Origin of the sequence: Streptomyces sp. NPDC041068 (genome assembly GCF_040647455.1) — a bacterium.
Classification (GTDB): Bacteria; Actinomycetota; Actinomycetes; order Streptomycetales; family Streptomycetaceae; genus Streptomyces.
In genome coordinates this window covers 21,486-45,615 of sequence record NZ_JBEZCG010000026.1, presented here as the reverse complement: position 1 = coordinate 45,615, position 24,130 = coordinate 21,486, and the positions used below count along the sequence as shown (strand labels likewise).

Below are 24,130 nucleotides of genomic sequence, written 5' to 3'. Positions count from 1 at the left end.
TTGAGGCCGGTTCCTGTGACCCAGGTCACGGGAACCGGCCTTTCGCGTACGGACAGGTAGAGGGCGTGGAGACGAATCAGGGGGAACTTCAGGAACTGCGGAAACGCCACCGCGCCCTGCGGGTACGGATCAGGGACGGTGACGCCGACGCCTTCGGCGAGCTCTTCGACGCGTACGCCCGCTCCGTCTACAACCACGCCTACCGCCTCACGGGTAACTGGGCGCAGGCCGAGGACGTCGTGTCCCTCACCTTCCTGGACGCCTGGCGGCTGCGCGGAAAGCTCGACGAGGAGGGCGGCTCGCTGCGGCCCTGGCTGCTGGGCGTCGCGACCAACGTCACCCGCAACACGCGCCGCGCTGCGCGGCGGCACGCGGCCGCCGTCGCCCGGCTGCCGCGTGACGAGGTGGTAGCCGACTTCGCCGACGAGATCGCCGGGCGCATCGACGACAAGGACCAGCTCGCCCTCGTGCGCACGGCCCTGGAAACGCTGCGCCGCACCGAGCGGGAGGTGCTCGCCCTGTGCGTCTGGTCGGGGCTCGACTACGCCTCCGCCGCGGCCGCCCTGGGCATCCCCGTCGGCACGGTGCGCTCCCGGCTCTCCCGGGCCCGTACAAAACTCGCGAAAGCCTTGGAACCCCCCAAGCGCCGCGGACAGGTAAGAGACGACCGCACTCCCGCGGTCGGGCCCATCAGGGAGGGAAACCGATGAACGAACTTCCCGAGCGCGACCTTCCGCCGGGCCGTCATCACCTGCTCAGGGAGCACCTGTTGACCGAGATCCGGCAGAACGAGAAGACGAACGAGAACACGAACGAGAAGCCGTACGAGAAGAAGACCGTCCCCGTGCCGAGGCGGAACGCCAAGATCTGGTTCCGGCCCGCACTCGTCGCGGGAGCCGTGGCCGCGTCCGTCGCGGCGGCCGTCCTCGTCGCCTCGCCCTTCGGCGACCAGGCGGCGCAGGCGGGGCCTCCGTCGAAGGAGACCGTGCGGATGCTGGAGGAGATCGCCGCGGCGGCGGAGAAGCAGCCCATGCCCAAGGAGATCAGGGACGACCAGTACGTCTACATCAAGAGCAAGGTCGGCTACGTGTCGGACGACGAGGACGGCGGACCCGGGAAGCTCGACCCCGTCCACTCGCGCGAGATGTGGTACTCGGTGGACGGCAAGCACGACGACATGCGGCACGAGCCCGCCAAGGGCGCCGAGCACGAGGCCATGGAGGCGGAGACGCCGCTCATGCCGACGGACACCTACTACCGCAACCTGCAGAAGCTGCCGACCGACCCGGTCAACATGCTGGACTGGCTCCACAAGGAGAGCGAAGGCGGCTCCGGCGAGGACCAGGCCACCTTCACGCTGGTCGGCGACCTCTCGCACGAGTCGCTGATGCCGCCCGAGCAGGCCGCGGCCCTCTGGCTCGCCGCGGCGAAGATCCCCGGCGTAGAGCTGATCGACGACGTGGTCGACGTCGAGGGGCGGCACGGCGTCGCCATCGCCCGTGAGGACCAGGGCATCCGCGAGGAGCTGATCTTCGACAAGGAGACCAAGCAGTTCCTGGGCGAGCGGGAGGTCGCGGTCGAGGATCTGCCGTCCGGGGCCGAGAAGGGCGACGTCCTCGGCCTCAGCGCCGTCCTGGAGCGCACCGTCGTCGACAAGGCGGGGCAGCGTCCGTAAGTACCCCCAAGGGGTGCGGAACGGGGCGGACCGGGTGAGTCTTGTGCCATGACCGCGACGATCGGACAGGGCACCAGCCGGACCGAGGGCCCCACCCAGCACCTGCACTACGAGCTCCGCCTTCCCCAGCCTGTGGAAAAGGTCTGGGTCGCCGTGGCCACGCCCGGCGGCCTGGAGGGCTGGCTCGCCGCCGCCGATGTCCTCGAACCGAGGCTCGGCGGCGCCGTCACGCTGCGCTGGCTCAACAACGAGGACGACGCGGTCCACCCGGGCCGCGTCACCGCGTGGGACCCCGAGCGCGTCGCCGAGTACACGATCGACCTGCACGGCCGCTGCCGGTTCCATCTGGAGCCCGCGGGCGCGACGGCCACCACCGTCCGCTTCACCAACGAGTTCGAGGGCGACGACGCGCTGCGGCTCGACTGCCTCGCCGGATGGCACAACCACTTCGAGTTCCTGGTGGACGCGCTGGCCGGCCGCCCCAAGGACTGGTCGACGTGGAGCCTGGACCGCTGGCGGGAACTGCGCGAGGCGTACGCCGCCGAGCAGTGAGCCGCGGGGCTACTCGCCGACGTCCTCGGCCCACAGCTCGGGCCGCTCCGCCAGGAACCCACGCATCATCGCCGCGCACTCCGCGTCGTCGAGGAGCACGATCTCCACGCCGTGCTCCGCCAGCCAGTCGTGGCCGCCGTGGAAGGTCCGGGCCTCGCCCACGACCACCCGCGAGATCCCGAACTGCCGTACCAGGCCGCTGCAGTACCAGCAGGGCGAGAGCGTCGTCACCATCGTCGTGCCGCGGTACGAGCGCTGCCGGCCCGCGGCGCGGAACGCCGACGTCTCCGCGTGCGCCGACGGATCGCCGTCCTGCACACGCCTGTTGTGCCCGCGGCCAAGGAGTGTGCCGTCGTCGGCGTAGAGCGCGGCGCCGATGGGGATGCCGCCCTCGGCGAGGCCCTGCCTGGCCTCCGCGACGGCGGTCGCGAGCCAGGCGCGGTCCCGCGCCTCAGCCACCGGTGACGTCCGTGGCATCGCCGGACTCCACCGTGATCGCGTCCAGCTGGCCCCGCAGATACACGTGCGAGTCGATGCCCCTGACGTCCGTGCCCGGATCGCACTCGTAGAAGTAGACGAGCGACATCAGCTCCTCCGCGGGCTCCTCGGCGGGCGGCGGCAGCACGCGGTGACGGCCCGACTGCCACCGTCCGTCGGTCCAACGCGCCATCAGATCACCGATGTTGACCGTGAACGCCTCCGGGTCGAACGGCGCGTCCTCCCAGCCGCCCTCGTCCGTGAAGACCTGGAGCCCGCCCCGGCCCGCCTGCCGGTCCAGGACCGTGACCGTGCCGAAGTCGGTGTGCGGGCCGATGCGGAACTGGCCCGGCTCCGGCTCGCCCACGGTCTCCCGCCCCGGATACCAGTTGATGTTGAAGCCCCACGTGGGGTGCCCGGTGTGCCGGGTGAAGAAGTCCTCGCCCTCACCGAGCGCGGCGCCCAGCAGTTCGAGGAGGCGGTCGGAGAGCGACCGCATCTCCCGCAGATACGTCTGGACGAGAGCCCGCAGCTCGGGCGTCTCGTCCGGCCAGGTGTTGGGCGCGAACCACTCGGCGTCCACCGCAGCGTTCCCCGTCGGCTCGTCGGCCGCGAAGGACAGCGACTCCTTGAGGTCCGCGGGAGCGGCCGTGCCCTCGGCGTAGCTGTTGGCCTCGGCGCCGGGGCCCAGCCAGCCGCGCCCGCCCACCTTCACCGCGTACGGCTGCTTCGTCTCGACGGGCAGGCGGAAGAAGCCGCGGGCCGACGCCCGGATCGCGGCGCGCAGGGCGGGATCGACGCCGTGCCCGGTCACCAGGAGGAACCCCGCCGTGCGCAGGGCTTCGTCGACGGTGCGCGCCGTGCGCACGCGGGCCTCGGGGTCGCCGGACAGCCACGGGCCGAGGTCGACCGTCGGGATGCGGGGTGCGCTCGTCGGGGTGCGGGGTGCGCTGCTCATGCCTGACATCGTGCCCGCGCGAGGCCCCAGTCAGGCCTCATCGACAGCGCCGATCGGCCCATCGGAAGGACGCCCCACTGGCGCGTGGACCAGGGCATACGCCCGCTCGTAGCGTCCTTGGCATGACAGCGAACACCTCTTCGGAACGCACCTCTTCGGAGGGCGCTTCTTCGGAACGCACGGGCACGGCCCAGCTCACCGCCGCCATGGTGCTCTCCGGGACCCTCGGCATCTTCGTCGTCGAGTCCGGCGCGTCCGCCTTCGACGTCGTCTTCTTCCGCGTCCTGTTCGGCGCCCTCGCCCTGGGCGCGTACGCCTTCGCCCGCGGCTACTTCCGCGACCACGGCCTCACCCTCGAGAAGCTCTCACTCGCCGCGCTCGGCGGGGTGTTCATCGTCTTCAACTGGGTGTTCCTCTTCAAGGCGTACGAGGCCACCTCGATCTCGCTGGCCACCGTCGTCTACCACACGCAGCCGTTCTTCCTGGTGCTGCTCAGCGCCCTCGTCCTGCGCGAGCGCCTGTCCCGCTTCCAACTGGGCTGGCTGGCCGCCGCGTTCGCGGGGCTCGTGCTGGTCTCCGGGGTGCGGCCGGGCGACGCGGGCTCGCTCGCGGGCATCGGCCTCGCGCTGCTCGCGGCGCTCCTCTACGCCCTGTCCACGCTCGTCACCAAGCGCGTCACCGGCGTACGTCCGCACCTGATCGCACTGACCCAAGTCGTCGTCGGCATCCCGTTGTTGCTGCCCTTCGCCGACTTCGGCGCGATGAGCGGCACCGGCACCGGATGGGCCTGGCTCGTCGGCCTCGGCGTGATCCACACCGGCCTGATGTACGTCCTGATGTACGCGGCGTACGCGAAGCTGCCCACCGCCAAGATCGCGGTGCTCGCCTTCACCTACCCGGCGGTCGCGATGGTCGCCGACTGGGCGGTCTACGGCCACCACATCGGGCTCGTCCAGGCGCTCGGCGTCCCGCTGATCGTGCTCGCGAGCCTCAAGGTCACCCTTGCGCGGGCGGCGAACCCTGCTCCCGCACGAGCCGCACGGCCTGCTCCACGAACAGCCGCACATGGGACGGAAGACGCTTCCCCGACCGCCATGCGAGCTGCGTCCACAAGGTGAACGGCGGCTCCCACGGCAGCCGCACCAGCGTGCCGTCCGCCAGCTCCCTGGCCACCGCCACGGCGGGCAGCAGCGCGACCCCGAGTCCGCCGGCCACGCCCTGCTTCGTCGCCTCGATGGTGCCGAATTCCATGAACGGCGGCGGCTCCCCGGTCCGCGTCCGCAGCTCGTCCTCGAAGAGGTCCCGGTAGGGGCAGCCGGGTTCGGTGCCGACGAGCTGCACGGAGGCCAGATCGCCCGTGGCGAGCGGGGCGGCTCCGCGCGCGGCCAGCGGATGGTCCGGCGCGCAGACCAGGACCAGCGGCTCCCGCGCGAGGACCTCGGTCTCCAGGCCCTGGTGCTCGGTCTCCGGCTCCATCAGGAACCCCACGTCGTACGTCCCCTGCCGCAGCGCCTGCCGGGTCTCGTCGCCCAGGGTGGGGCGCAGCGAGAGCCGCACCTTCGGATAGCGGTGGTGGAAGAGCTCCAGGAGCGGCGGAAGCCGGTAGGAGGTCAGCGACTCCATCGTGCCGACCGCGATGGCGCCGGACGGCTCCTCCTCGCCGACGACCGCGGCCCGTGCCTCGTCGGCGAGTTCGATGATCTGCCGGGCGTAGGGCAGCAGCCGCTCACCGGCCTCGGTCAGCCTGATCCGGCTGCCGAGCCGGTCGAAGAGCTCGGTGCCGAGGGACGATTCGAGGGCGCGGATCTGGCTGGTGACGCTGGACTGGGCGTACTTCAGCTCGGTGGCGGCCCGGGTGAAGCTGAGGACGGTGGCGACCTTCTCGAAGGTCACGAGCAGCCGCAGTTCCACGGGATCTCAGCCCTCGCCCTGGTCCCGCTTCTTCTTCTCGTCGGGGTCCTCGTCCCTGAGGGACTTGAGGAACTCGGGGTTGTCGTCGGGCGCCACCCACTGGGTCCGGCCCCGGCCGCGTCCGATGCCGCCGCCGCCCGCGCCGGGGGCGTGGCGCACCTTGCCCGTGACGAACCAGGCGATGGGGCCGAGCAGGACCTCGCCGAACAGGAGCACGATGATGACCCACACCACCTTGGGGAAGTGCTTGACCTCCTTCTCCGGGGTGTTCAGGACATCGATGAAGGCATAGATCCACACTGCCAGGACCAGCAGGAACGGCAGATACCTGAGCATGGTGGCGCGATCCCCCAAGAGGTGGCGGCGGGAGGCGTGCGAGCCCCCGGTGACGGGGCCAGGGTAGCCGGTGCCGGATACTGGAACGCATGGCTTACGACGATCTTCGCTCCCTGCTCCGTGCACTGGAGCGCGAGGGCGATCTCAAGCGCATCAAGGCCGAGGTCGACCCGTACCTGGAGGTCGGCGAGATCGTCGACCGGGTGCAGAAGTCCGGCGGTCCCGCGCTCCTCTTCGAGAACGTCAAGGGTTCGTCGATGCCCCTGGCGATGAACGTGTACGGGACGGACCGCCGCCTGCTCAAGGCGCTCGGCCTGAAGTCCTACGGCGAGATCAGCGAGAAGATCGGCGGCCTGCTCAAGCCGGAGCTGCCGCACGGCTTCGTCGGCATCCGCGAGGCGTTCGGCAAGCTCGGCGCGATGACGCACGTACCGCCGAAGAAGGTGAAGTCCGACAGCGCCCCCGTCCAGGAGACCGTCCTCACCGGCGACGACGTGGACCTGGAGCAGCTGCCCGCGCTCTTCACCTGGCCCGAGGACGGCGGCTCCTTCTTCAACCTGGGCCTGACCCACACCAAGGACCCGGACACCGGGGTGCGCAACCTCGGTCTGTACCGCCTGCAGCGCCACGACAAGCGCACCATCGGCATGCACTGGCAGATCCACAAGGACAGCCGCAACCACTACCAGGTGGCCGCCCGCAGGGGCGAGAAGCTCCCCGTCGCGATCGCCTTCGGCTGTCCGCCCGCCGTGACGTACGCCTCCACGGCGCCGCTGCCCGGTGACATGGACGAGTACATGCTCGCCGGGTTCATCCAGGGCAAGCGCGTCGAGATGGTCGACTGCAAGACGGTCCCGCTCCAGGTCCCTGCCCACGCCGAGGTCGTCGTCGAGGGCTGGCTGGAGCCGGGCGAGATGCTGCCGGAGGGCCCCTTCGGCGACCACACCGGCTTCTACACGCCGCAGGAGGACTTCCCCGCCCTCACGATCGACTGCGTGACGATGCGGAGGCGTCCGCTGCTCCAGTCGATCGTGGTGGGCCGCCCGCCCACGGAGGACGGTCCGCTGGGCCGCGCGACCGAACGCTTCTTCCTGCCCCTCCTCAAGGTGATCGTCCCGGACATCGTCGACTACCACCTGCCGGAGTCGGGCGGCTTCCACAACTGCGCGATCGTCTCGATCGACAAGAAGTACCCGAAGCACGCGCAGAAGGTGATGCACGCCATCTGGGGCGCGCACATGATGTCCCTGACGAAGCTGATCGTCGTCGTGGACAAGGACTGCGACGTGCACGACCTGCACGAGGTGTCCTGGCGCGCGCTCGGCAACACCGACTACGCCCGTGACCTCACCGTCGTCGAGGGCCCGGTCGACCACCTCGACCACGCCTCGTACCAGCAGTTCTGGGGCGGCAAGGCGGGCATCGACGCGACGAAGAAGCTCCCCGAAGAGGGATACGTACGGGACGGGGGCTGGCCGGACATGGTCGAGTCCGACCCGGATACGGCGGCGATGGTCGACCGCCGCTGGAAGGAGTACGGGCTGTGAGCTCAGCCTCTGCCGCGATCCCGCAGCCGGGGCGCACCAAGGCCTTCCTGCGGCTCGTCATGATCGAGCACTCGGTCTTCGCGCTGCCCTTCGCCTACATCGCGTCGCTGACCGCGATGTTCCAGCTCGACAAGAACATCCACTGGGGGCGGCTGCTCCTGGTGACGATCTGCATGGTCGGTCTGCGGACGTTCGCCATGGCCGCGAACCGGATCATCGACCGCGAGATCGACGCCCGTAACCCCAGGACCGCCCACCGCGAACTGGTCACGGGCGCGGTGTCGGTGAAGTCCGCGTGGACGGGCGCGCTCATCGCCCTGGTGATCTTCCTGGGCTCGGCGGCCCTGCTCAACCCGCTGTGCCTGGCGCTCGCGCCGATCGCGGTGATCCCGATGGTCGTCTATCCGTACGGCAAGCGGTTCACCAACTTCCCGCAGGCGATCCTCGGCCTCGCCCAGGCGATGGGTCCGGTCGGCGCCTGGATCGCGATCACGGGCGAGTGGTCCTGGCACGCCGTGGTCCTCGGCCTCGCGGTCGGCATCTGGATCGGCGGCTTCGACCTGATCTACGCCTGCCAGGACGTGGAGACCGACCGCGAGGTCGGCGTGATGTCGGTGCCCGCGCGGTTCGGCATCCCCGCCGCGATCCGGGGCGCGCGCGCCTGCCACCTGGTGACCACGGCGCTGTTCGTCTGGTACGCGGCGCTCACCGACGCGGGTGCGTTCTTCTGGCTGGGGCTCGCGGTCGTCGCGGGCGCGTTCGTGTACGAGCACTCGATCGTGAAGCCGCACGACCTGTCCCGCCTGAACCGCGCGTTCTTCCAGGTGAACGGTTTCATCGGGATCGCCCTGTTCGTGTGCGCGCTGCTCGATCTGCTCGTACGCGGGCTCACCGTCTGAACGGCCGCCGGATAGGCTCACAGCGTGAATCCAGGAGATACGCAGCGTAAGCCTTGGATCGTGGGGGTGTCGGGGGCCTCGGGGACCCCGTACGCCGCCGCCGTGCTGCGCGCGCTGCTCGACGCGGGGCAGAGCGTGGACCTCGTGGTGTCGCGCGCCTCGCGGCTGACGCTGCTCGACGAGACGGGCATCTCGTTCCGCGACGCGCACTGGCGCGAGGATCTGCGGCAGTGGCTCGGGCGCGGTGCGGACGGCAAGCCGGACACGTTCGACGTGAGCGAGGAGTCCCTTGCCGACATGCGGTACTGGGCCGCCGGCGACATGGCGGCCGGGCCGTCGTCGGGGTCGTACGCGACGCGCGGGATGCTGATCGTGCCCGCGTCCACGGCGTGCGTAGCGGGCGTGGCGCTCGGGCTCTCGAAGGATCTGCTGCAGCGGTCGGCGAGCGTGACGCTGAAGGAAGGCCGACGGCTCGTGGTCTGCGTACGCGAGACCCCGCTGAACGGGCAGACGCTGAAGCACTTGGTGAGCCTGGACGAGGCGGGCGCGAACGTGCTGCCCGCCTCTCCGGCGTTCTACGCGGGGGCGACGCACATCCAGGATCTGGTGGACTTCGTCGCCGGGCGGGTGCTGGACGCGGCAGGGGTGCCGCACAGCTTGTACCGCCGTTGGGAGGGAGAGCTGGGCTCCGGATCCGGAGGTGGCTCTGGCTCCCGTGGGGACTAGCGCTTCTTGGCGGCGCGCTTCTTGCGGGCCGACACCTTGGGCGCGGGGGTGGGCTGGTGGGCACGCGAGCGGTTGGCCATGTCCTGGAGCTCGCGCATGCGGGCGTAGGCCATCTCGATCGAGTACACGGGTGACTCACTCCTGAAGGATCGTCGTTGATCGGCTGAGATTGAGAAAGATTCACAGGGTGTGAACCCTGTTGCGCCTTAGATTCTACACATAGACTCGCGGTATCACTGAATAATGAAAGGCATCGCACCTATGGACGCCGTGGACAGGCAGCTCATCCAGGCCCTGCGGGAGAACGGCCGGGCCTCGTACGCCGAACTCGGGCGGCTCGTGGGCCTCTCCGGCCCCAGCGTCACGGACCGGATCAACCGTCTTGAGGCGGCCGGTGTCATCACGGGCTACCGCGCGACCGTCGACTCCGCCTCGCTCGGCCTCGGCGTCATCGCCCTCATCGGCATCTCGCTCTCCGACGCCGCCGACCACGAGGACGTGGCGCGGCGCCTGAAGGACCTGCACGAGATCGAGGACTGCTGGTTCATCGCGGGCGACGACTCGTACATGCTCAAGGTCAGGGCCAGTGACGTGGACGGCCTGGAGAAGACGATCCGCCGGCTCAGCGGCACCCGCGGGGTCTCCCGCACCCGGACCACGATCGTGCTCTCCACCAAGTGGGAGAACCGCGTCGGCGAACTCCCCGAAGAGGTCTAGGCGGGGCCTCCCGCTCGATGGGCGGGGGAGTACCGTTGGCGGGGTTTGTGGCAGGTCGTAGGGAGAGGTAAGGGCGAGGCATGGACGCAGGTCTCAAGCGCGATCTTGAGCAGAAGGTCCGGGACGGCGAGCGGCTGTCCCGCGAGGACGGCATCGCGCTCTACGAGTCGGACGACCTGGCCTGGCTCGGCGGCCTCGCCCACGAGGTGCGCACGCGCAAGAACGGCGACGTCGTGCACTTCAACGTCAACCGTCACCTCAACATGACGAACGTGTGCACCGCGTCCTGCGCGTACTGCTCGTTCCAGCGCAAGCCGGGCGAGAAGGACGCGTACACGATGCGCATCGAGGAGGCCGTCCGCCTCGCCAAGGCGATGGAGGGCGAGAACCTCACCGAGCTGCACATCGTCAACGGCCTGCACCCGAACCTGCCGTGGCGCTACTACCCGCGTTCGCTGAGCGAGCTCAAGAAGGCGCTCCCGAACGTGTCGTTGAAGGCCTTCACCGCCACCGAGATCCACCACTTCGAGACCATCTCCGGCCTGTCCGCCTCCGAGATCCTCGACGAGCTCATCGAGGCCGGCCTGGAGTCGCTCACCGGCGGCGGCGCGGAGATCTTCGACTGGGAGGTCCGCCAGCACATCGTCGACCACCGCACCCACTGGGAGGACTGGTCGCGCATCCACCGCCTCGCGCACGAGAAGGGTCTGAAGACCCCGTGCACGATGCTGTACGGCCACATCGAGGAGCGCCGCCACCGCGTCGACCACGTGCTCCGCCTGCGTGAGCTGCAGGACGAGACCGGCGGCTTCCAGGTCTTCATCCCGCTGCGCTACCAGCACGACTTCGTCGACATGCAGGACGGCAAGGTCCGCAACAAGCTCCAGGCGCGCACGACCATGGCGTCGGGCGCGGAGGCGCTGAAGACCTTCGCGGTGTCGCGTCTGCTGTTCGACAACGTCCCGCACGTCAAGGTCTTCTGGGTCATGCACGGCCTGCACACCACGCAGCTCGCCCTGCAGCACGGCGCCGACGACATGGACGGCTCCGTCGTCGAGTACAAGATCACGCACGACGCGGACAACTTCGGTACGCCGAACAAGCTGACCCGCGAGGACCTCCTCGACCTGATCCGTGAGGCAGGCTTCCGCCCGGTCGAGCGCAACACCCGCTACGAGGCCATCCGCGAGTACGAGGGCCCCGACCCGATGCTGCGCGAGACGCCGCAGGCCATGCGCATCTGAGGCGGGCCGGTCCCACTCATGCTGCTCACCTTCCAGCTCGACCCTCCCCCACTGCCTGAAGGGCGTGGGAGGCGCCCCCTGTCGACGCCGCCCTGCGCGACGGGGTCCTCGACCTGTGGGTCGAGGTCACCGCGGCGGGCGGCGCCGTCGGGTTCGTGCCGCCGGTCACGGCCGACGAGATCCGCCCGGAGTTCGTACGGCACCTGGTCGCGATGGCCGAGGGGCGCGCCCGCCTCCTCGTCGGACGCGACGAGCAGGGCGCCGTCGCCGCCACCGCCTTCCTCACGTACAACACCCACCGGCTGATGAAGCACTGGCTGTGGCTCTACACGGTCATGGTCCACCCCCGCCACCAGGGCAAGGGCTACGGCCGCGACCTGATGGCGGCCGCCGAGGGGGCGGCCCGCGGGATCGACGGCATCGAGGCGATACGGCTCACCTGCCGGGGCGGCACCGGGGTCGACCGCTTCTACGCCTCCTGCGGATACAAGGAGGTCGGGCGCGTGCCCGGTGCCATCCGCGTCGGGTCCGGCGAGGGCAGGGGCGACGTCATGATGCTGCTGCCGCTGGCGTAGACCTGCTCCGGGACGTACCCGCTTGCCTCGCGCGGGGATTCCCATGCTTCACTGGAGAGGCTCGTCCAGCTCGGGCCCATTTCGGAACGGAAGAGTGGATTGACATGCTCCGCTACACGCTGATGCGCCTCGGGATCTTCGTGGGTTGCTTCTTGGTCGTCTGGGGCCTTGTCTACACCGAGATCCTGCCGCGCGGCCTCGGCGAGTCCAACCTGCTCTGGGTGCTGCTCCTGTCGCTGGTCATCTCCGCGCCCATCAGCTTCGTGGCCCTCCGCAAGGAGCGCGACCGCGCGTCCGAGCAGGTCGTCGCGAAGGTCGACCGCGCCAAGGCCAACCTGGAGGCGAACCGCACCCAGGAGGACGGCGCCGACGACGCCGCCCGCGCGCAGGCGTCGGGCTCGTAGGCATTGGGCTCGTAGGCTCGCGAGCGACGCCCGCAGGGCTCGTAAGCTTCGTCACACACTTCTCGGAACCCCGGTTCCGGAGCATCTCGCTCCGGGGCCGGGGTTCCTTGCGTCGTGGGGGAGTTGGGGCCGCTGGGGCGCCGATCAAGCGGGGGTAGCCCTTCCGCTTACCTCAAACAAGACCTTTGATGTTCTCAAAGTACAAGTGTTAACGTGTTCGACATGAAGACAGCAGCAGCGCACCGCCACGCCATGAGCGTCCCGCTCGTGGCGCGCCTGCATGTCGACCTCTGCCGCTGCATGTCCGCGGCCTGTCACGTCTGACCGTGACCCCCGCTGCAGTGGCGCCGCTGACCCTTCGCGGTCGCCGCTCCCGTACGTCTCCCTCCCCCTTTCTGTCCTCACCGGAGTGTGTCCGTGTCCGCGAATTCCGCGACGCCCGCCGACAAGGCCGGCCAGCCCGAGAAGCCCCAGTCCGGCTTCCGGATACCCAAGTTCCTCAAGATCCCGTTCTGGGCGCAGATCCTCGGCGGTCTCGTCCTGGGTGTCCTGCTCGGCTGGCTCGCCCGCAGCCAGGACATCTCCTGGCTCGTCACCACCCTCTCCAAGGTCGGTGAGACCTTCATCGGGCTCCTGAAGCTCGCGGTCGCCCCGCTCGTCTTCTTCGCGATCCTGGTGTCGATCACCAACCTGCGGAAGGTCAACAACGCCGCGCGCCTTGCCAGCCGCACCCTGCTCTGGTTCATGATCACCTCGCTGATCGCGGTGGTCATCGGCCTCGCCATCGGCCTGCTGACCAACCCCGGCTCCGGCACCGGCCTGACCCCCAAGGACGGCAAGGCCCCCGACCACGCGGGCTCCTGGATCGACTTCCTGACCGGGATCATCCCGACGGACGTCATCACGCCCTTCACGGAGCTCAACGTCCTGCAGATCGTCTTCATGGCCGCCGTCGCCGGTGTCGCCGTACTGAAGATCGGCGACAAGGCCCAGCCGATCCTGGAGCTGAGCGAGTCGGTTCTCGCCCTCCTGCAGAAGGCCCTGTGGTGGGTCATCAAGCTCTCCCCGATCGGCACCGTCGGCCTCATCGGCTTCGCCATCGCGGACTACGGCTGGAACCTCATCAGCAAGTACGCGACCTTCACCGCGGACATCTACATCGGCTGCGCCCTGGTGATGTTCGGCGTCTACCCGCTGCTGCTCGCGTTCGTCGCCAAGGTCAACCCGCTCCAGTTCTTCAAGGGCGCCTGGCCCGCGATCCAGCTGGCCTTCGTCTCGCGCTCCTCGGTCGGCACCATGCCGGTCACCCAGAAGGTCACCGAGCGCCTCGGCGTCCCGAAGGAGTACACGTCCTTCGCCGTGCCCTTCGGCGCGACCACCAAGATGGACGGCTGCGCCGCGATCTACCCGTCGATCGCCGCGATCTTCGTCGCGCAGATCTTCGACGTGAACCTGGGCATCAAGGAGTACCTGCTCATCGCGTTCGTGTCGGTCGTCGGCTCGGCGGCGACGGCGGGTCTGACGGGCGCCACGGTCATGCTGACCCTGACCCTGTCGACGCTCGGCCTGCCGATGGAGGGCGTGGGTCTGCTCCTCGCCATCGACCCGGTCCTGGACATGATGCGCACGGCGACGAACGTCGCCGGCCAGGCGCTGGTTCCGGTGGTCGTCGCGGCGCGGGAGAAGATCCTGGACCGCGAGGCCTACGAGAGTGCCTCCTCTTCGCCGCTCGACGACTTCGACGAGGCGCCGTCGTCGCGTGCGGTGCCTGCGACCGCGTAAGGCTTACGGCTCTCTTCTCAACGCATCAGCCCCGCCCCGGAATTGATCCGGAGCGGGGCTTTTCGTGGTCATTCTGCCCTGCCCTTGACGGGTGCATCGGCGGGTTTACTATTACCCTCACCAGTGGCGCCGATCGGCAGCTTGTTCTGGTACTCGGCGCCAGCCGATGGGGGAGCAGAGGGGGCGTTGTGACGTCTTCCGACATTGAACTCCAACAGAAACAGAAGGTCGCCGATTCGCTTCAGTTCATCGATTCCCTGGAGCTCGATCTTCCGGAAATGAGCTATTTCCCGGCAGGCGTGGCGCTCCAGGAAGAAGAGGAGTCGGCCGCGGTCGTCGCCGGATCCGTCGTCGCTTTTACCGACGGCCTGAACGGCCAGCAGAAGTCCGATGTCCTCAACTCCACGCTGGTCGCGCAGCTCGCGGCGAACAAGAAGTACGACCGGGAGAAGGACACCGCCAAGTGGTACGGCTTCTACCGGACGGTGCTCGAACAGGTCGGCTGGGTCGTGCCGTCCTTCTCGTTCGCCAAGCTCTCGGTGGCGGGGTCGCGGTTCACCGTGGACCGGGCCGTCATCGCGCTGCTCCAGGCCATTGCCACGGGCGGTGAACTGACGGCTGCCAAGGCCGCCATCGCGGCGCTGAAGGCCCTGCCGGACAGGGACCGTCGCGTGGTGCTCTTCGAGAGCAGCTCGCACAGCGAGAAGCTGGGCAACTTCCAGATCTCGACGTGCGGAGTCTCGGCGCGCGACACCGTCGTGATGAAGATCGGCGCGTTCCACTTCAAGACCAACGAGCGCGTCACGCGCGTGCTGTTCTTCAGCTTCCCGCGTGCCAGCACGACGATGTACCAGTCCCGGCAGACGATGACGCTCAACGAGGACGTGTACGAACAGGTCCGTGAGGCGATCATCGAGAAGCTCGGCGACAAGGCCGACAAGTTCATCGACGAGCTGGAGATATGACGGTCCCGGTCTCGGTTCCGCGTGGTGGGGACGGCGCCGCCGTCGCTGTCGACGGCGGCAGTCTCGTCGCGTTTTCGGCGGGGGTTTCCAAGGGGCACAGGAAGGATGTTCTCCATTCTGTTCTCCTTGCGCAGCTCGTGGCCAACAAGAAGTACAACCGGTACAGGGAATCGGGGGACTGGTATCGCACTTACGGAGAGACGCTTGAGCGGGTCGGTTGGGTGGTGGGGGATCACGAGGGGTTCGTGCGGTGCCAGGCGCATACGTTTCCGTATCGAATTGGTCCCGTGATTCTGGAAAAACTCGGCCGAGTCTGTGACCGGCCCGCGATGGAATTGGCGGGCGCCGCGATCGTGGCGCTCGTGGCGCTGGGTGAGGCCGAACGGGCCGCTGAACTCTTCGAGAAGGAGAGCCACTTCGAGCGCCTCGGCAATTTTCAGGTGGCTGTCGTCGATGAGACGGGCGGCGGTGTGATCTGCCGGCTCGGGCGGTTCCGGCTCCTGGTCCGGGACGAGGCCACGGATGTGGTGCGGCTGCTTCGCTCGGACTTCCACGCCGGGGACGAGGTTCTAGGGTCCTCGCAGCTGCTTCGTCTCCATGACGAGGTGTACGGGCCGCTGCGGGACGGCGTCGCCGAGAAGCTCGGCTCTCGGGCCGACGCGTTGATCGTGCCCGTGGGGCTCCGCATCCGGTAATCGTTCTCCGGCCTCCGTTGACCGTACGCTGACCTGTGAACGGACAGCGTGGGAAAGCGGGGGCCGGGTGGGCGAGAAGCGGCGGCAGACGAGAATGCCGCGGGCCGTGCGTGAGCAGCAGATGCTGGACGCGGCGGTGCGGATCTTCGGGCAGCGGGGGTACCGGGCCGCGTCCATGGATGAGATCGCGGAGCTCGCCGGGGTGTCGAAGCCGCTGGTGTATCTGTACCTGAACTCCAAGGAAGAGCTCTTCAGCGCGTGCATTCGGCGGGAGGCCGCCGCGTTGGTGGAGGCGGTGCGGAGTGGGGTGAGTGATCCCTCCGGGGAGACCGCCGATCGTCAACTGTGGGACGGACTGCGGGCGTTCTTCACGCATACCGCCGAGCGGCCCGACGGGTGGGCCGTGCTGCACAGCCAGGCGCGGACGCAGGGGGAGCCGTTCGCGGCCGAGGTCGCCGCGATGCGGGAGGAGATCGTCGCGTTCGTGACGTCGCTGATCGCGGAGGCGGCGCGGGCGGCGCACGGCGATCCCTCGCTGCCGGACCGTGAAGTCGCGGGGCTCGCCCAGGCGTTGGTGGGGGCCGCGGAGTCGCTTGCGGGGTGGGCCAACACGGATGCGTCCGTGTCGGCGAAGGAGGCGGCGGCCACCCTCATGAACTTCGCGTGGGCCGGGCTCGGGGATCTGATGGAGGGGCGGCGTTGGGCTCCGTCGTGATGTCGGCGGGGCTTCCTCTCAGCGGGGTGTGACCTCGCCCCTGATGTGCAACTGGCCTTTGGTGCCGCGTAGTTCGAACGTCGTGCCCTGTGAGCCGTACGTCACCGTGGCCGGGAGCAGGATCGGTGCCTTGAACTCCGCGTGGGCGTGGACGTGGGCGTGGACGTGGGCGGGGTCGTCGGCGCTGTGCTGGGCCAGGCAGCGGGCCACGGTCCACATGCCGTGGGCGATGGCGCGGGGGAAGCCGAAGAGGCGGGCGGTCAGGGGGTGCAGGTGGATGGGGTTGCGGTCGCCGCTGACGGAGGCGTAGCGGCGGCCCAGGTCGGAGGTGAGATGCCAGGTTGTTTCGGTGGTGGGGGGCGTGTGGGGTGTGGGGGGTTGCTCTGGGCGGGGTCTGGATTCTTTGGGTCCGTGTGTCTTGTGTCGGGCCAAGTACGTACTGCTGGACTCCCAGAGCGGTGTGCCGTCCTTCGCCTTCGCCTCGGTGACGACGGTGGCTTCTGTGCCGCGGCGGTGTGGGGCCAACTTCCTTACGTGTACGTCCAGTTGTAGTTCCTCGCCGGGGTGTAGGGCTCGGTGCTGGGTGATGTCGATGGACGTGTGCACGAGCCCGAGGAGCGGCAGCGGGAAGTCCCGGGCGGTCATCAGGCGCATGGCCAGGGGGAAGGCGAGGGCGTGCGGGTACGTCAGGGGAATGCTGTCCCGACCGGTGGCGAACCCGCAGACGCGCTCGTAGACGGCGAGGTGGCGGGGGTCGGGGGTGAGGGCGGCGGTGAGGTGGGCGCGGGGTGGCTGTGCGTCGGGGCGGGGGTGCTTGAAGGGGGAGAGGAGGGCGGCGCGGAGGAGGGCGGTGCTGGGCATCGTGACCTTTCGCGTGGGGTTTGTCTGCGGGTGTGTGGGGTGTGGTCGTGGGTGTGGGGGCTGGTTCGTCTTTTGGTGTGGGTGCTTTGCCCTGTGCGGGTCGTACGCCTTGTTTCTTTGGGTGCGGGGCCGCGGGGGTATGTCCGTACTCGCCATCTTTGTTGTGGGGTGTTGTTGCTGCGGCTGGGGTTGGCGTTGTGCTCGGTGCTCCGTGCGCACATACCCCCGCGTCCCCTCGCGTCGGCTTGGCGCCTGCGGGTGGGTGGGGGTGCGCCTTCCACCGGCTGCGGGGCGACCTCCACCGGTTGCGGGGTGGCTTCCAGCGGTTGCGGGTGGGTGGGGGATATCCGCCGCGGAGCGGCGGGGGAAGGGGTGCCGTCGGGTGAGGAAATTTCAGGGACGTTCCCCGTGGAGGCGTCTAGTTTCGGGGGATGGGTTATCGCGAGGTCATGACTGGGGGCGTGCTGCGGTGGGGTGCCGTGGCTGTGGGGGCGCGGATGCCTGTGGCGGGGGCGCCGCTCGCCCTCGTGTTTCTGGTGCGGGAGCGGCCCGGGGGGTATGCCCTGGGAGCCGTGCTCGCCGCTGTGTATGTCGTGGGCGAGATCGTGGGGGCGCCGCTCCTCGGCATGCGGATGCGGGCCGAGCGGGCCCGGCCGCAGTTGGCCGCGGGGCTTGCCGTGGGGGCCGTCGCGTTTCTGGGGCTGGGGGTTCTGCCGGGTGCCCATCCTGTTGTGCTCGGGGGCTTCGCCTTCTTTGCCGGGGCCGCCCCCGCCGCCGCCCCCGGAGGGCTCCGCGCGCTGCTGACCGGCCTCGTACCGGAGAAGGCCGTCGCCCAGGCCCTGTCCGTCGAATCGATGTTGACCTTCGGGGTATGGGCCGTTGCCCCGGCCGTCGTGACCGGGCTTGCGTTGGGGGCCTCGCCCGCTCTGCCGCTCTTGCTTGCCGGAGGCTTGATGGCCTCCGCCGTCGCCGGGCTCTGGATGCTGCCCGCCGGGTGGCAGGCCGACACGGACGACCGCGGTGGGGAGCCCATGGCGCGGATCCTCGTACGGGCCTGGCCGATCTTCGTCACCGGAGCGGCCGGTCTGTCCATGCTCGCCCTCGCCGAACTGGTGCTGCCCGCCCTGCTGGAGCAGAGGGGCATCGGGGTCGGCTGGGCGGGGCCCCTCCTGGCGGTGCTTGCCGTGGGGTCCGCCGTGGGGTCGTTCGTCTATGGGCTCAGGACATGGACCGGACGGCTCCGGACGCAGAGCATGGTGTTGATGTTCGCGCTCTCCGGGTGTTTGGCCGTTGTCGCTGTTGTGCCCGGTGTGGCGTGGATGTTTGCTGTTCTCGGCGTCGCCGGTGTGCTGCAGGCCGGGGTCATGCTCACCCGCAACCTCTCCCTGCGCGAAGTGCTGCCGCCCAGCGCCCTCGCCGCCGGGTACTCGGTGATGTACGCGGCGGTCGGCGCGGGCTACGCGGCGAGCGGGTCGCTGGCCGGTGGGTTGCTGAGCGTCGTCTCGCCGTCCACGGCCGTGTTGGCAGGGGTGGGCCTCGGTCTCGTACTCACTGTGATCGCGGCGTTGGGGGAAGTGCGGCCGCCGGCTGAGGAGCGCCTCGGCTCAGGCGGGGGTGACGTCGCGGAACGTACGGCGGTACGCGGTGGGGGTGACCCCGAGCGCCGCCTGTAGGTGCTGGCGCATCGATTGCGCTGTGCCGAAGCCCGCCTCCCGTGCCACCTGGTCGACCGTGAGGGCGGTCGACTCCAGGAGGTGGCGGGCCCGTTCCACCCGCTGCTGCGTCAGCCACTGGCCGGGGCTGATGCCGACCTCCTCGCGGAAGCGCCGGGTGAAGGTGCGGACCGACATCGCCTCCTGCTCCGCCATGTCACGCAGTTGCAGGGGCTGGTCGAGGCGGCCGAGCGCCCAGGCACGCGCCGTGCGAGTGGTCGCCAACTGTGGTTCGGGGAGCGGGCGTTGGATGTACTGTGCCTGGCCGCCGTCGCGGTGCGGCGGTACGACGGTGCGGCGGGCCACGTCGTTGGCGACCGCGGTGCCGTGGTCGCGGCGTACGACGTGGAGGCAGAGGTCGAGCCCCGCTGCCACGCCTGCTGATGTCAGGACGTCGCCGTCGTCGATGAACAGGACGTCCGCGTCGACCTTGACCTGCGGGAAGAGCTTCTGGAAGTGCTCGGCCGACGACCAGTGCGTGGTTGCGGCGCGGCCGTCCAGGTGGCCCGCGGCGGCCAGGACGTACCCACCCGTGCAGATGGCGACCAGGCGCGTGCCCGGCCTGATGTGGGCGAGGGCGGCGGCCAGTTCGTCGGTGAGGCGGCCCTCCTCGTACACCGGACCCAGTTCGTACGAGGCCGGGATCACGACCGTGTCCGCCTCGGCCAGCGCCTCGGGGCCGTTCTCGACCAGGATCGCGAAGTCGGCGTCCGTGCGGACCGGGCCCGGCGGGCGGATCGAGCAGGTCACCACGGAGTAGAGGTGGCGGCCCTCCTCGGTGCGCGCGCGGCCGAAGATCCTTTGGGGGATGCCCAGTTCGAAGGGGATCACCCCGTCCAGGGCCAGGACGGCGACTCGGTGTCCGTCCTGAGCGGGGGGTGTCGCAGCGGGTTCGGCCATGGCCCGATCCTAGCGAATGCTGTCCCTCGGGCCACTCGTTCGGGGAGGGTGGTCGGCGGATTCTGGATGACGTGAACCAGACAACCGAGACGCCCGCGCGGACCTCCCCGCCGAGCGGGCCCGCGCGCCGCCGTTCCCGTATCCACCGCGCGTGGTTCGTCGCCGCTTTCACGTTCGTGACGATCATCGGTGCCGCCGCGTTCCGCTCCCTGCCCGGCCTGCTCATCGACCCGCTGCACCAGGAGTTCCACTGGTCGCGCGGCACCATCGGGCTCGCGGTCTCCATCAACCTCGCGCTGTACGGCCTGACCGCGCCGTTCGCCGCCGCGCTGATGGACCGCTTCGGCATCCGCAAGGTCGTCGCGGTCGCCCTGGTCGTGATCGCGGCAGGCTCCGGCCTGACCGTGTGGATGGACTCCGCCTGGCAGTTGCTCCTGTACTGGGGCTTCCTCGTCGGGCTCGGCTCCGGCTCGATGGCGCTCGCCTTCGCCGCCACGGTCACCAACCGGTGGTTCACCGAGCGGCGCGGCCTGGTCACCGGCATCCTCACCGCGGCCTCCGCCTCGGGGCAGTTGATCTTCCTGCCGCTGCTCTCCTGGATCGTCGACACCTACGAGTGGCGGCCCGCGGCCGTGACGGTCGCGCTCGCGGCGCTCGTCGTCGTGCCCTTCGTCTGGCTGCTGCTGCGCGACCACCCGGCCGACGTGGGGCTCAAGCCGTATGGCGCGAAGGAGTTCGTGGAGAAGCCCGCGCCCGTCACGGGAGCCGCGCGGCGCACGCTCGGCGTGCTGTTCAAGGCCGCCCGCACCGGCCCCTTCTGGCTCCTCGCGGGCAGCTTCGCGATCTGCGGCGCCTCGACGAACGGGCTCGTCCAGACCCACTTCGTGCCCGCCGCGCACGACCACGGCATGCCCATCCAGGCCGCGGCCTCGCTGCTCGCCGTCATCGGGATCTTCGACGTCATCGGGACCGTCGCGTCCGGCTGGCTCACGGACCGCTTCGACGCGCGGCGCCTGCTCGCCGTGTACTACGCGCTGCGCGGCGTCTCGCTGCTCTTCCTGCCGATCCTGCTCGCGCCGAACGTCCACCCGCCGATGCTCTTCTTCATCGTCTTCTACGGCTTGGACTGGGTGGCCACCGTCCCGCCGACCCTGGCCCTGTGCCGCGAGCAGTACGGCGACGACAGCGCGATCGTCTTCGGCTGGGTCCTCGCCTCGCACCAGGTGGGCGCCGCCCTGGTCGCGTTCCTCGGCGGCGTCGCGCGGGACACCTTCGGGTCGTACGACGTGATCTGGTACGCCTCCGGGGCGCTGTGCGCGGCGGCCGCGCTGATGGCGCTGGTGATCCGGCGGCGCGAGACGGCTCCGGTGGCGCTCGGCGCCTGAACCCGTGGCGCTCAGTGCGTGAAGCGGCCGAAGGCGCCCTTGTGGAAGAGGAGGGGCCCGGTGTCGCCGTCCGCCGTGCCGAGGGCGTCCACCCGGCCCACCACGATGAGGTGGTCGCCGCCGGTGTGCACGGCCTGGATCGTGCAGTCGATCCAGGCGGGCGCCCCGGCCAGGCGCGGGGAGCCGGTCACCGGCGCCGCGTCGTAGGAGACCCCGGCGAACTTGTCGGCGCCGCTCACCGCGAAGCCGCGGCACAGCTCGCCCTGGTCGGCGCCGAGGACGTTCACGCAGAAGACGCCCGCGCGCGCGATGCGGGGCCACGTCGTCGACGTACGCGCCACCATGAAGGAGACCAGCGGCGGGTCCAGGGAGAGCGACGAGAAGGACTGGCAGGCGAATCCCGCGGGGCCGGTCCTGCCCTCGGGGTCGTCCTCGACGGCGGGTGCCGTGATCACGGTGACGCCCGTCGCGAAGTTCCCGAGCACGCGCCGGAACTCGCCCGGATCGAGCGGCGCCCGCTCGTCGTCGCCGACCGCGCGCAGCTGGGGGCGCGGTAGAGCCTCCACGGGGCCCGTGGTGGGGGCCCCGACCGACCTGAGGTATCGAACAGCGGTGGCCGCCATCCCTGCGTGTCCCATCACACCGACCATTGAAGCTGACGGGTCGTCAGATGGGAAGGGGTGGGCGGGCTGCCTCAGGGGCTCCTCAGGGCCGCGCGTATCTTCAGCCCCATGAAGTGGGGGAATGGCGAAAAGTCCATGCGCGAGGCCTGGAGCGACGGCGGCGTCACGGCGGCCACGGCGGCCTGTGCCGCGCAGATACCGGCGGCCGTCATGCTGAGCTGGGCGCTGTCGTTCGACAACGACAACTACGGAGCGCCCGAGGGCGACTTCATCGGCCTGGCCTGCGCGTTCCTCTTCGGGCCCGTGCTGTTCCCGCTCATCGGTCTCGTGCACTCGGTGGTCCTGACGCTCCCCGCGGTCTCCCTGGGGCGCATGGCCGCCGCGCGGTCGCGCGACCGGGGTCCGGGGTGGGCGTGGACCCTGGCGGGGCTCGTGCCCGTGGCCCTGGTCTGGGCGGTCTTCTTCGTGGCCCTCGGCGGCCCGTACGTCGACCCCGCCCTGTGGATCGCGGTGAGCGGAGTCCTGCCCGCGCTCGCCGTCGCGTACCACCGCGGGTACGAGGCCCGCACCGGCAAGCCGCTGCGGCGGCGCAGGATGTGGTTCTGGTCGGTGCCCGCCTCGATCGGCCTCTTCGGGGCCGCCCTGACCTTCGGCTTCGTGGCCACAGGGACGGGCTTGATCAAGGAGTACGAGCCGCCGCAGCTCGCCTCCGAGCAGATCGTCGGCGTCTGGCGCGGCGGGGACGGGGACGCCGTCGAACTGCGGCTGCGCGAGGACGGCCGTGCCCAGGCGCGCGGCTGCCCGGAGAGCGCCACCTGGACGGTGGACGTCGACACGGACCTGGACCGGCCGTCGGTCCGGATCGATGTCCCCTCCGCGGCCGACGCCTCGGACGTCGACGACGCCTACGAAGCCGCCTGCGAAGGCCTGCAGAACTGGATCATCGGCGGCACGGAGGGCGACCCCGAACTCTTCGTGAGCGAGGGCGATCCGGACTCGCCCGACATCCAGATCCTGCGCCGGGACCGCTGACCCTCTCCGCTCCCTCTCCGCCGACCCGCCGCTACATCTGTTCCAGGATCCACCGCTGCGTCGGCGCGTTCTTCCAGCGGGTGAGCAGGATCTCCGGCACCGCGCCGTCCCTCTCCAGCTCGAACGACTGGTCGGAGCGAGGGCTCAGGATGCGGACGACGCCCTCGTCGACGTACTCGATCGACCAGGTGAGCGGCGTGGGGCGGGATCCTGCCCGGGGCGGGAAGAGGCGTGACGCGAGCTGCCCCGCGTACACCTCGCCGAGCTTGCTCTTGATCGTGTACGTGTTGGTGTGGGTGTCGTCGGGCTCCGGCTCCACCGCGACCAGTTCCCACTGCTGGCTGGGCCCCTTGTGCGCGGGCCCGCCGACGAGCGGCACGTTCGGGCCGATGTCGCCGTCGGTCAACTCGACGTACAGGTCGCCGGCATCGCTCCTGATCAGATAGACGCCGTCGCGTGGATAGCGGGCCATGTGCCCTCCTCTGCCGCGCCGTTGGGCATCACCATAGGAGGTCGCGCGGCGACGTCAACGTCCCTCGTACGACGGGGTGCGGCGCTCCACGAAGCTCGCCACGCCCTCGTTCGCGTCCGCCGTGGTCATGTTGATCTCCTGCGCCGCGGCCTCCGCGGCGAAGGCCGTCGCGCGGTCCGACTCCAGGGAGGCGTTCACCAGCTGCTTGGTCATGGCGATGGCGCGGGTCGGCCCGGTCGCGAGCCGCTCCGCCCACTCGCGGGCCGTCTTCTCCAGGTCGTCGGCCGGTACGACGCGGTTGACGAGCCCGAGGCGTTCGGCGTCCGCGGCAGACACGGAGTCCCCGAAGAACATCAGCTCCTTGGCGCGCTGCGGCCCGATCAGACGCGGCAGCAGATAGGCGCCGCCGCCGTCCGGCACGAGGCCGCGGCGTACGAACACCTCGATGAACTTGGCCTGTTCGGCCGCGATGACCAGGTCGCAGGCGAACGCGAGGTGGGCGCCGATGCCGGCCGCGGTGCCGTTCACCGCGGCGATCACCGGCTTCTCGCAGTCGAGCACGGCCGCGATGAGGCGCTGGGCGCCCTGGCGGATGGTGCGGGCGACGTCGCCGGGTACGCGTTCGCCCGTGCGGGGCGTGCCGGTTCCGGGCGTGCCGGTTCCGGGCGCACCGCGCAGGTCGGCGCCCGCGCAGAATCCCTTGCCGGTCGCGGTGATCACGACGGCGCGCACGGCGGGGTCTCCGGAGGCCTCGCCGAGCAGCGCGATGATGCGTTCGCGCTGGTCCCAGGTGACGGCGTTCATGGCCTCGGGCCGGTTGAGCGTGATCCACGAGACGCCGTTGTCAGTGGCGTGGCGTATCAATGAGTCGAGGGGATCGCGGGGAGTTTCGGGGCCGGGGGAGGCTGTCGTGGCTGTCACGGGGGAGTGGCTCCGTTTCGTATGGAGGTGGGTGCGGTGGAGGCTC

Annotated in this window: 27 protein-coding genes and 1 pseudogene; 18 read left to right on the top strand and 10 right to left on the bottom strand. The window is 70.0% G+C overall.

The window, feature by feature from the left end:
• Positions 1 to 65 precede the first annotated feature (65 nt).
• The 3 genes from AB0B50_RS40520 to AB0B50_RS40510 are packed head-to-tail and all read left to right on the top strand — an operon-like array spanning position 66 to position 2,227.
• Complete coding sequence (locus AB0B50_RS40520) at positions 66 to 710, top strand: RNA polymerase sigma factor (RefSeq protein WP_362341713.1); 645 nt, start codon at positions 66 to 68, stop codon at positions 708 to 710.
• The gene (locus tag AB0B50_RS40515) at positions 707 to 1,675 is read left to right on the top strand and encodes a CU044_5270 family protein (protein ID WP_362341710.1); all 969 of its coding nucleotides are present in this window, start codon (positions 707 to 709) and stop codon (positions 1,673 to 1,675) included. The genes AB0B50_RS40520 and AB0B50_RS40515 overlap by 4 nt, the downstream gene beginning before the upstream one ends.
• A 48-nt stretch (positions 1,676 to 1,723) precedes the next feature.
• Positions 1,724 to 2,227, top strand: coding sequence for an SRPBCC domain-containing protein (locus tag AB0B50_RS40510; protein ID WP_362341707.1), 504 nt, complete (start codon positions 1,724 to 1,726; stop codon positions 2,225 to 2,227).
• A 9-nt stretch (positions 2,228 to 2,236) separates the two neighbouring features.
• Here the strand turns inward: AB0B50_RS40510 and AB0B50_RS40505 are convergent, their stop codons facing one another.
• Positions 2,237 to 2,704, bottom strand: coding sequence for a nucleoside deaminase (locus AB0B50_RS40505; RefSeq protein ID WP_362341704.1), 468 nt, complete (start codon positions 2,702 to 2,704; stop codon positions 2,237 to 2,239).
• The gene (locus AB0B50_RS40500) at positions 2,679 to 3,662 is read right to left on the bottom strand and encodes a 2-oxoglutarate and iron-dependent oxygenase domain-containing protein (RefSeq protein WP_362341701.1); all 984 of its coding nucleotides are present in this window, start codon (positions 3,660 to 3,662) and stop codon (positions 2,679 to 2,681) included. Before AB0B50_RS40500 ends, AB0B50_RS40505 begins: the two co-directional genes overlap by 26 nt.
• A 122-nt stretch (positions 3,663 to 3,784) precedes the next feature.
• Here AB0B50_RS40500 and AB0B50_RS40495 point away from each other — a divergent pair, with 122 nt between their 5' ends.
• Entirely contained in the window at positions 3,785 to 4,780 is a 996-nt protein-coding gene (locus tag AB0B50_RS40495) for a DMT family transporter (RefSeq protein ID WP_362341698.1), read from the top strand.
• Here the strand turns inward: AB0B50_RS40495 and AB0B50_RS40490 are convergent.
• Positions 4,683 to 5,573: pseudogene (locus AB0B50_RS40490) on the bottom strand (LysR family transcriptional regulator); the annotation flags it as partial. The gene AB0B50_RS40495 and the pseudogene AB0B50_RS40490 sit on opposite strands and share 98 nt — an antisense overlap.
• Positions 5,574 to 5,579: 6 nt before the next feature.
• A complete protein-coding gene (locus AB0B50_RS40485; RefSeq protein WP_362341695.1) occupies positions 5,580 to 5,909 on the bottom strand; it encodes a PLD nuclease N-terminal domain-containing protein in 330 nt (109 codons plus the stop codon).
• An 89-nt stretch (positions 5,910 to 5,998) separates the two neighbouring features.
• Here AB0B50_RS40485 and AB0B50_RS40480 point away from each other — a divergent pair, with 89 nt between their 5' ends.
• The 3 genes from AB0B50_RS40480 to AB0B50_RS40470 are packed head-to-tail and all read left to right on the top strand — an operon-like array spanning position 5,999 to position 9,081.
• On the top strand, positions 5,999 to 7,456 hold the full coding sequence (locus AB0B50_RS40480) for a menaquinone biosynthesis decarboxylase (RefSeq protein ID WP_362341692.1): 1,458 nt from the start codon (positions 5,999 to 6,001) through the stop codon (positions 7,454 to 7,456).
• A complete protein-coding gene (gene mqnP / locus AB0B50_RS40475) occupies positions 7,453 to 8,355 on the top strand; it encodes a menaquinone biosynthesis prenyltransferase MqnP (protein WP_362341689.1) in 903 nt (300 codons plus the stop codon). The genes AB0B50_RS40480 and mqnP overlap by 4 nt, the downstream gene beginning before the upstream one ends.
• Positions 8,356 to 8,379: 24 nt before the next feature.
• Positions 8,380 to 9,081: a UbiX family flavin prenyltransferase gene (locus AB0B50_RS40470; protein WP_362341686.1), complete on the top strand. Its 702-nt coding sequence runs from the start codon at positions 8,380 to 8,382 to the stop codon at positions 9,079 to 9,081.
• On the opposite strand, the gene AB0B50_RS40465 is transcribed toward AB0B50_RS40470, so the two are convergent.
• Complete coding sequence (locus AB0B50_RS40465) at positions 9,078 to 9,209, bottom strand: hypothetical protein (RefSeq protein WP_362341852.1); 132 nt, start codon at positions 9,207 to 9,209, stop codon at positions 9,078 to 9,080. The two genes, AB0B50_RS40470 and AB0B50_RS40465, sit on opposite strands and share 4 nt — an antisense overlap.
• Before the next feature lie 133 nt (positions 9,210 to 9,342).
• Here AB0B50_RS40465 and AB0B50_RS40460 point away from each other — a divergent pair, with 133 nt between their 5' ends.
• From AB0B50_RS40460 to AB0B50_RS40425, 8 genes are all read left to right on the top strand, one after another.
• Positions 9,343 to 9,798 carry an Lrp/AsnC family transcriptional regulator gene (locus AB0B50_RS40460; RefSeq protein ID WP_055549590.1) on the top strand — a complete coding sequence of 152 codons (456 nt, stop codon included), beginning with the start codon at positions 9,343 to 9,345 and terminating at the stop codon, positions 9,796 to 9,798.
• Positions 9,799 to 9,878: 80 nt separating this feature from the next.
• A complete protein-coding gene (gene mqnE, locus AB0B50_RS40455; protein WP_362341683.1) occupies positions 9,879 to 11,042 on the top strand; it encodes an aminofutalosine synthase MqnE in 1,164 nt (387 codons plus the stop codon).
• Between the two features lie 155 nt (positions 11,043 to 11,197).
• Entirely contained in the window at positions 11,198 to 11,617 is a 420-nt protein-coding gene (locus AB0B50_RS40450) for a GNAT family N-acetyltransferase (RefSeq protein ID WP_362341680.1), read from the top strand.
• Between the two features lie 104 nt (positions 11,618 to 11,721).
• Positions 11,722 to 12,021 (top strand): DUF4229 domain-containing protein, encoded by a 300-nt coding sequence (locus AB0B50_RS40445; protein ID WP_362341677.1) that lies wholly within the window; start codon positions 11,722 to 11,724, stop codon positions 12,019 to 12,021.
• Positions 12,022 to 12,438: 417 nt separating this feature from the next.
• Positions 12,439 to 13,803, top strand: a complete 1,365-nt coding sequence (locus tag AB0B50_RS40440) for a dicarboxylate/amino acid:cation symporter (RefSeq protein ID WP_362341674.1) — start codon at positions 12,439 to 12,441, stop codon at positions 13,801 to 13,803.
• 188 nt (positions 13,804 to 13,991) lie between these two features.
• The gene (locus AB0B50_RS40435; RefSeq protein ID WP_362341672.1) at positions 13,992 to 14,768 is read left to right on the top strand and encodes a hypothetical protein; all 777 of its coding nucleotides are present in this window, start codon (positions 13,992 to 13,994) and stop codon (positions 14,766 to 14,768) included.
• The gene (locus AB0B50_RS40430) at positions 14,765 to 15,463 is read left to right on the top strand and encodes a hypothetical protein (protein WP_362341669.1); all 699 of its coding nucleotides are present in this window, start codon (positions 14,765 to 14,767) and stop codon (positions 15,461 to 15,463) included. Before AB0B50_RS40435 ends, AB0B50_RS40430 begins: the two co-directional genes overlap by 4 nt.
• 94 nt (positions 15,464 to 15,557) lie before the next feature.
• Complete coding sequence (locus AB0B50_RS40425; protein WP_362341665.1) at positions 15,558 to 16,178, top strand: TetR/AcrR family transcriptional regulator; 621 nt, start codon at positions 15,558 to 15,560, stop codon at positions 16,176 to 16,178.
• A gap of 18 nt (positions 16,179 to 16,196) precedes the next feature.
• Here AB0B50_RS40425 and AB0B50_RS40420 read toward each other — a convergent pair whose 3' ends face one another.
• Positions 16,197 to 17,039 (bottom strand): MaoC/PaaZ C-terminal domain-containing protein, encoded by an 843-nt coding sequence (locus AB0B50_RS40420; RefSeq protein ID WP_362341662.1) that lies wholly within the window; start codon positions 17,037 to 17,039, stop codon positions 16,197 to 16,199.
• Positions 17,040 to 17,488: 449 nt separating this feature from the next.
• Between AB0B50_RS40420 and AB0B50_RS40415 the strand changes: the two genes are divergently transcribed.
• Positions 17,489 to 18,712 (top strand): MFS transporter, encoded by a 1,224-nt coding sequence (locus AB0B50_RS40415; protein ID WP_362341659.1) that lies wholly within the window; start codon positions 17,489 to 17,491, stop codon positions 18,710 to 18,712.
• Here AB0B50_RS40415 and AB0B50_RS40410 read toward each other — a convergent pair.
• Positions 18,644 to 19,651: a helix-turn-helix domain-containing protein gene (locus AB0B50_RS40410; RefSeq protein WP_362341656.1), complete on the bottom strand. Its 1,008-nt coding sequence runs from the start codon at positions 19,649 to 19,651 to the stop codon at positions 18,644 to 18,646. The two genes, AB0B50_RS40415 and AB0B50_RS40410, sit on opposite strands and share 69 nt — an antisense overlap.
• Positions 19,652 to 19,722: 71 nt before the next feature.
• Between AB0B50_RS40410 and AB0B50_RS40405 the strand changes: the two genes are divergently transcribed.
• Complete coding sequence (locus AB0B50_RS40405) at positions 19,723 to 21,036, top strand: MFS transporter (protein WP_362341654.1); 1,314 nt, start codon at positions 19,723 to 19,725, stop codon at positions 21,034 to 21,036.
• An 11-nt stretch (positions 21,037 to 21,047) separates the two neighbouring features.
• Here the strand turns inward: AB0B50_RS40405 and AB0B50_RS40400 are convergent, their stop codons facing one another.
• Entirely contained in the window at positions 21,048 to 21,674 is a 627-nt protein-coding gene (locus tag AB0B50_RS40400; protein ID WP_362341651.1) for a flavin reductase family protein, read from the bottom strand.
• Positions 21,675 to 21,767: 93 nt separating this feature from the next.
• On the opposite strand from AB0B50_RS40400, the gene AB0B50_RS40395 reads away from it, so the two are divergent.
• Positions 21,768 to 22,691, top strand: a complete 924-nt coding sequence (locus tag AB0B50_RS40395; RefSeq protein WP_362341649.1) for a hypothetical protein — start codon at positions 21,768 to 21,770, stop codon at positions 22,689 to 22,691.
• A gap of 31 nt (positions 22,692 to 22,722) precedes the next feature.
• On the opposite strand, the gene AB0B50_RS40390 is transcribed toward AB0B50_RS40395, so the two are convergent.
• Complete coding sequence (locus tag AB0B50_RS40390) at positions 22,723 to 23,163, bottom strand: hypothetical protein (protein WP_362341646.1); 441 nt, start codon at positions 23,161 to 23,163, stop codon at positions 22,723 to 22,725.
• Positions 23,164 to 23,217: 54 nt separating this feature from the next.
• Positions 23,218 to 24,084 (bottom strand): enoyl-CoA hydratase-related protein, encoded by an 867-nt coding sequence (locus AB0B50_RS40385; protein WP_362341643.1) that lies wholly within the window; start codon positions 24,082 to 24,084, stop codon positions 23,218 to 23,220.
• Positions 24,085 to 24,130 lie beyond the last annotated feature (46 nt).